Genomic DNA, 6,471 nt, shown 5'->3' with positions numbered 1-6,471 from the left:
CGCTACCAGAGACCTTTATTGCCGGAGCCTCCCACGTCGTATCGGTGTCTCCGACAGTAATAACCTCGCTCCAGTTTTCATAATGATTCAAATGCCCAACCACTCTGATAACAGTACCCGGCGCAGCCACACCTCTGAAACAAACCAGATCCTTTGCCAACACCAAAGCATTAGCTGCCGGGAAAGTAATTCGAGCGCGGTAGACTGTTATATAACCCGTCCGCTCGGAAACCTTACCGGCGTATATTTGATATGCTTGAAACCTTAGGGAATTTTTGTTTTCTGCCACGGTGACTGGCACTGACCACCGGCTCTCGACAGCCGGCCCTGACCCGACAGTACCGCTGCCATCGTCGAGTGCAAGGGTGGCTCCGGCCAATGCTCCTCGACCCGTTACACTGAATTTGGAAGAGATATAGTTCCGGATTACATCGATGGTCGGAATGGGAGGTTGGTAGCGGGTGACTTTATAGGTTTTCAGCGTGGGGTCACTTGTACCTTCCCTGTCGTAGATGTAATCGAACCCTACCGTAACGTCTCTTCGATTAGCGGTGATGGTTTTTTCATGATTAAGGGTATTCCACTCCCCGGTCTGGAGTGCCTCATCCGTGAGTTCCACTACATCCCCTTCGCCACTAACCAGCGACAGATAAAACTTTACATTCCCTTCTTCTCTGTAATTGGCTTTGGCTCTGTACGCCAACACCTTACAAGTAAAGCTTGTGCCATCTGCGGAGTAGGCGTAGCTCACTCGAAGATCCGCCCAATAATCCCCGTGTTGTGCGCGAAGCTCATCGGTAACAAACACAACAGCTGTCGCGAACTCCTCTGCGTTAATCATCTCTTGCTTGAGAGGCAAGCTGTCTGAAGGATTGTTAAAACCATCATCTTGTTCCATGGCCGGATCTCAGAAAGGGCAAGGTGGCTGATTGATGCAACAGGTAAAGTCATTGAATACCGGTGCCTTGCATCGCTACACCTGTCAAACCTGACAGTCCCGACCAGCGGTAACTATTCCCACGCCGCAACATGCAGACGTCCTTCAGCCATTAGCACGCGGCTACATCGGCTTGCGCCGTTGCCTACACATCACTCAGAATCCGCCGGCTTGTGCGCTTTGAAGCTGCCCCGTAACGTGATCCGTGCCGCTGCCAATCAGTGGTCGGGTTTAGTCGCCCGGGGGTTTGTCATCAAGGTGTATAAGCGTCATCCAGTCGGGTAATCCCTATCCCCGCACTCGATGGTGGCTGTACGCAGGGCGCTTCGGCGCGCCGGTTTTTGGTGATACCCCCGGTCGACTAACCTGCGTCCAGCCGCCACCCTTTCGTTTAGTCGCGAGGGGTGAAGGCCCCAACCAAGGGATATCACCATGATCAAACCAACACCCAATCCCCCTGAAACCGAAGACTCGACCTCCCCCTACGCTTCCCCCGATTCCACCAGACTCCACGAGGCCGCTGAAAAAGCCCTCGATCACTACCTGAAAAAGCCCGCTGCTGCGCCGTCGTGCAATTCCGTCGATCGCGGCATGCAGATGTTCATGGTTGCGCCCGACATCAACCCCGAAGCGATGGCCATTCAAACCTACGAGACCTTTTCTTCGGTCAGCATTCTGCTGCTCGACCTGGCGGACAGCCTCGAGGACAAGCCGCGGCATCTGGCGATGGCGATCTATCAGTTGAGCGAGATGGGGTTATTGCTGGCGGAGAAGGCGCTGGATCAGGAGCGGGCGATCGCGGTGGCGTGACGTCAAGATCAAAAGATCGCAGCCTGCGGCAGCTCCTACATCTGGAATGCGTTCCCCTGTAGGAGCTGCCGAAGGCTGCGATCTTTTGCTGTTCAGGCAGAAGCCGGCAACGGCTGAAAACTGAAGTACTGCTTCAGCGCCAGCACCAGCTCGCCGAACTCCGCCGGTGCACGCCGCAGGATGAAACCGGCGTCGTAATGCATCGGCGTGGCGTCTTCATGGCACCACACGCAGCAGGCGCTGAAATCGATGACTTGCTGGCTGCCATCACGGGCGGGGACTTTTAGGCGTAACTGGAAATCTGCGCCGATCATCATCGGCAACTGGCTGATCAGCATCAGCCCGTCCGCAGACACGTTGCCGAGAAAGCCGACGGGTTTGTCGGTGATGCTATTGAACACTCTGAGGTAATACGGCAACTGGTGCCGTTCGATCCGGCGGTCGGTAAACATGATGTGCTGTACGCCATGCAGGGCTCCGCCAGGGAGCCGCACCTGTGCTTCGGAACGAGCCTGTAGGCAGGCCCGCTCTCCCCGCTTCCGGTGTGACGGTCGCGACAATCGCCGTCACTTTTACCACTGCCAGTCGCAGGTGTTGCGCCGCCATCGAGACAAGCCTCGCAAGCGGTTTCCTTGACTATAGCGGAGCTTGTACAGACGGCCAGATTTTGTACGACAGTACCGTCAGAAGCGTGTCGGCCGCACCACCGCAGCGGCGCTGCGTGTCGGGTAATGGCCCAGGCTCTGCAAGGTTTCCAGACGCGCGCGGGCGCGGTAGGCGTATTCGCTGTTGGGGTACGAAGCGATGATGAACTGGTAGGTCTGCACCGCGTCGATGTACAGCTTCTGCCGTTCCAGGCACTGGCCGCGCATCATCGACACTTCCGGCCACACGTACGGGCGGGCGCGGCTGGCACGTTCTACTTTGGACAGTTCAAGCATGACCTGCTCGCAATTGCCACGTTCATAGGCGCTGTAGGCGTTGTTCAAATGATGGTTCATCGACCAACGGGTGCAGCCCGTCGCGGCGAGGACGCTGAGGGCAAGGGCGGCAATGGGCAACAATCGCATGGGGGTTCTCCTGTCTTGTGCTCTGTATCGACCCCTGGTCGAAAATCTTCAGGCGCGTTTGTCCCGAAGTTGCCACGTTCAATAAAGAAAACGATAAGTAGTGCATTCGAACAATGACTACACCCTTCGAGCATAGTAGCCTCTGCCTGCGCTTGAACTCAGGAGTCTTTGCATGTCCGTCCGTCGTACCAAAATCGTCGCTACCCTTGGCCCGGCCAGTAACTCGCCGGAAGTTCTCGAACAGCTGATTCTGGCTGGTCTGGACGTTGCCCGTCTGAACTTCTCCCACGGCACCCCCGACGAGCACAAGGCTCGCGCGAAGCTGGTGCGTGACCTCGCTGCCAAGCACGGCCGCTTCGTCGCCCTGCTCGGCGACCTGCAAGGCCCGAAAATCCGTATCGCCAAATTCGCCAACAAGAAGATCGAGCTGAAGATCGGTGACAAGTTCACCTTCTCCACCAGCCATCCGTTGACCGAAGGCAACCAGCAAGTGGTCGGCATCGACTACCCGGATCTGGTCAAGGACTGCGGCGTGGGCGACGAGCTGCTGCTCGACGACGGCCGCGTGGTGATGCGCGTTGAAACCGCCACTGCCACCGAGTTGCATTGCGTGGTGACCATCGGCGGCCCGCTGTCCGACCACAAAGGCATCAACCGTCGCGGTGGTGGTCTGACTGCCCCGGCCCTGACTGAAAAAGACAAGGCCGACATCAAGCTCGCCGCCGAAATGGAAGTCGACTACCTCGCAGTGTCCTTCCCGCGTGACGCCGCCGACATGGAATACGCCCGTCAACTGCGTGACGAGGCCGGCGGCACAGCCTGGCTGGTGGCGAAGATCGAACGCGCCGAAGCCGTGGCCGACGACGAAACCCTCGATGGCCTGATCAAGGCTTCCGACGCAGTGATGGTTGCCCGTGGCGACCTCGGCGTGGAAATCGGCGACGCCGAGCTGGTGGGCATTCAGAAGAAAATCATCCTGCACGCACGTCGCCACAACAAAGCGGTGATCGTCGCGACGCAGATGATGGAGTCGATGATCCAGAACCCGATGCCGACCCGCGCCGAAGTGTCCGACGTGGCCAACGCCGTGCTCGACTATACCGACGCTGTGATGCTCTCGGCAGAATCCGCCGCTGGTCTCTACCCGCTGGAAGCCGTGCAGGCGATGGCGCGCATCTGCGTCGGCGCCGAGAAACACCCGACCGGCAAGACCTCCAGCCACCGCATCGGCAAGGAATTCAGCCGCTGCGACGAAAGCATCGCGCTGGCGACCATGTACACCGCCAACCACTTCCCGGGCGTCAAAGCGATCATCGCGTTGACTGAAAGCGGCTTCACCCCGCTGATCATGTCGCGTATCCGCTCCTCGGTGCCGATCTACGCGTTCACCCCGCACCGCGAAGCCCAGGCCCGCGCAGCAATGTTCCGTGGCGTCTACACCATCCCGTTCGACCCGGCCTCGCTGGAACCGCACGAAGTCAGCCAGAAAGCCATCGACGAGCTGACCAAGCGCGGCGTCGTGGAAAAAGGCGACTGGGTCATCCTGACCAAGGGCGACAGCTACCACACCACTGGCGGCACCAACGGCATGAAGATCCTGCATGTCGGTGATCCGCAGGTCTGAGTGACCGGCCGCTGAAACACGAAAGCCCCGCCATGTGAATGGCGGGGCTTTTTGTTGTCTGCATGTCGCTGAAAACCAGGTTTCACAGAACGTCAACTGTCAGTTCTGTCAGTTGTTGCGAGAGCCATTCTTGACTAGCGTGCTACTTCACCACCCAACCACTCAAGACTGGGCACGACTCGTGATCTAAGGAGGATTGAAGATGGACGTTGCGGCAAACATCTCGCCAGGTAAATTCGACCCAACGTTTGGCAATCAGGGCGTTGCCACTCCGAAAAAACCTCCCGATTTTTCAGGAGACCTTGTCCTGCGGGGGGTGATGGTCGACAAATCAGGGCGCACCTATATCGCGGGAAGCGTAGGCCAATCGAACGGTGATGCCTACTACTTGATCAGACTGGATAGCAATGGCGTACACGACACTCAATTTGGCCAGAGTGGCTACGTAACCGGTCAATTTGAGGACGGAGAAGGATCGCATTCCTTCGCTAACGAAATAGTGGAACAGGCCGACGGCAAACTGCTGCTCATCGGCAGTTTCTTTCAGGCTAACCTCAAGCGTGCCATAGGAGTCGTGCGTCTCGACGTCGCTGGCAACCTTGATCCGGCATTCAACAAAACCGGCAAAGTCGCTGTTTACCTCACGGATGACGACACGGCAGATCAGAAGCACCAGCAACTACCCAACGCAGCGAACTCAAAAACCGCTAGCCAGCGGTCGACCGTTCTGCCTGACGGCAAGATCGTATTGCATACCACCGTAGATCGGGATGGAAACAAAGTGGCGACAGCCGTCATTCGACTCTTGCCTGACGGCACACGGGATATTGAATTTAACGAGGGAGAAATCGCCTATGTTCTCCACCCGAATTTCACTCACACGGAGCTATACGATCTATTGGCAAAACAGGATGGGACCTACGTGCTCGCGGGCTGTGTACGTGGCAATGATCCTTACCGGGCAGTACTCAACCGCTTGACTGCTACCGGGAAAATTGATGACTCGTTCGCCGTTGATGGCTTTGAAGTGATGGATCCGATAGAGAACTCGCTGAGCGTCAATGTCTTGAAAGTTATCGGGCAGACGAATAAGCGGCTGTTATCCGTTGGGTATACCGAGCCTGCACACCATGGCGTATTGATCAGCCGGGAATCCGACGGCAAACCCAACATCCAGTTCAACGCAGGCAAACCACTTCTGAGCAGACTGCAAGGCATTGACACCTTATGGCTTGACGCGTCCATCCAGAGCAGCGGACACATACTTGTTGCCGGGCTGAGTCAAGTGTCCTCTGGTTTTAACCATGTTATTGCCAGATTCACCGATGACGGCAAATTGGACACGGATTTTGCGGATGGCAAAGGCTGGCGAGTGTTCGACCTGGAGAGGGGGATCTGGACCGGGGTTGCAATCGGTGAAGGTAAAATGACGTTCCTCGGCCAAAGGCAAGTCGACGGGCAACGGGTTCAATGCGTCGGCCGTGGATTGATCGAGTGACCTGGCGACGAGTTTACCGGCTGCCCCTGATTGAGAGTTTTACGGTCTGGTCAACCCCTTTCGCGAGCAGGCTCGCTCCCAACTTTGAAATGCGTTCCCCCGTGGGAGCGAGCCTGCTCGCGAAGGCGTCTTGACCGTCACCGAAAAAACCTGCTCAACGCCGCCACCGCCTCCGGCGAACAATGGCGCTCTCATCCAAAAACATCGATCACGGACCATACAATGAACATACAAACATCAAACAGTGCAGGGACCCTGGATTTTGATTTTGGCGCAAATGGGGTCGCGATGATTACCGTGCCGCCATACCCGTCAGCAAGCATCCACGGAGTGGAGATCGGCCCGGATAAAAAAATTTACTTCGTAGCAGCTCAACCTGTGGCATTCCCGACCCAATACATACTCGGCCGGCTATTGAGTGACGGTAAAGTGGACACCGATTTTGGTAAGTCCGGGTTTGTCATAGGTAATTTTCCGGGTTTTGCACTAAGCACGGATGGGGTGCAGTCCTTAACTATCCAGCCTGACGGAA

General features: G+C 56.9%; 6 protein-coding genes and 1 pseudogene. 4 read left to right on the top strand and 3 right to left on the bottom strand.

The window, feature by feature from the left end; genetic code table 11:
• Positions 1–898, bottom strand: an 898-nt coding sequence (locus tag F8N49_RS24080; protein WP_151552868.1) for a hypothetical protein, incomplete at its 3' end; no start/stop codon positions are given.
• 471 nt (positions 899–1,369) lie between these two features.
• Between F8N49_RS24080 and F8N49_RS24075 the strand changes: the two genes are divergently transcribed.
• Positions 1,370–1,747, top strand: a complete 378-nt coding sequence (locus tag F8N49_RS24075; RefSeq protein ID WP_133339801.1) for a DUF6124 family protein — start codon at positions 1,370–1,372, stop codon at positions 1,745–1,747.
• A 92-nt stretch (positions 1,748–1,839) separates the two neighbouring features.
• Here F8N49_RS24075 and F8N49_RS24070 read toward each other — a convergent pair whose 3' ends face one another.
• Together F8N49_RS24070 and F8N49_RS24065 are read right to left on the bottom strand one after the other, a co-directional pair.
• The gene (locus tag F8N49_RS24070; protein WP_071173390.1) at positions 1,840–2,199 is read right to left on the bottom strand and encodes a PilZ domain-containing protein; all 360 of its coding nucleotides are present in this window, start codon (positions 2,197–2,199) and stop codon (positions 1,840–1,842) included.
• 231 nt (positions 2,200–2,430) lie between these two features.
• Positions 2,431–2,817, bottom strand: coding sequence for a tol-pal system YbgF family protein (locus F8N49_RS24065; protein ID WP_016773461.1), 387 nt, complete (start codon positions 2,815–2,817; stop codon positions 2,431–2,433).
• A 172-nt stretch (positions 2,818–2,989) separates the two neighbouring features.
• Between F8N49_RS24065 and pyk the strand changes: the two genes are divergently transcribed.
• The 3 genes and pseudogenes from pyk to F8N49_RS24050 form a co-directional block, all read left to right on the top strand.
• Positions 2,990–4,441 carry a pyruvate kinase gene (gene pyk / locus F8N49_RS24060; RefSeq protein WP_024014116.1) on the top strand — a complete coding sequence of 484 codons (1,452 nt, stop codon included), beginning with the start codon at positions 2,990–2,992 and terminating at the stop codon, positions 4,439–4,441.
• Positions 4,442–4,643: 202 nt separating this feature from the next.
• Complete coding sequence (locus F8N49_RS24055; protein WP_151552866.1) at positions 4,644–5,939, top strand: hypothetical protein; 1,296 nt, start codon at positions 4,644–4,646, stop codon at positions 5,937–5,939.
• Between the two features lie 222 nt (positions 5,940–6,161).
• A pseudogene (locus F8N49_RS24050) lies at positions 6,162–6,471 on the top strand (hypothetical protein); the annotation flags it as partial.

The organism is Pseudomonas sp. GXM4, assembly GCF_008923895.1.
In the GTDB taxonomy this organism is placed as follows: domain Bacteria; phylum Pseudomonadota; class Gammaproteobacteria; order Pseudomonadales; family Pseudomonadaceae; genus Aquipseudomonas; species Aquipseudomonas atacamensis.
Note: the sequence above shows the minus strand (reverse complement) of the source record. Positions and strands in the feature narration are given on the sequence as shown.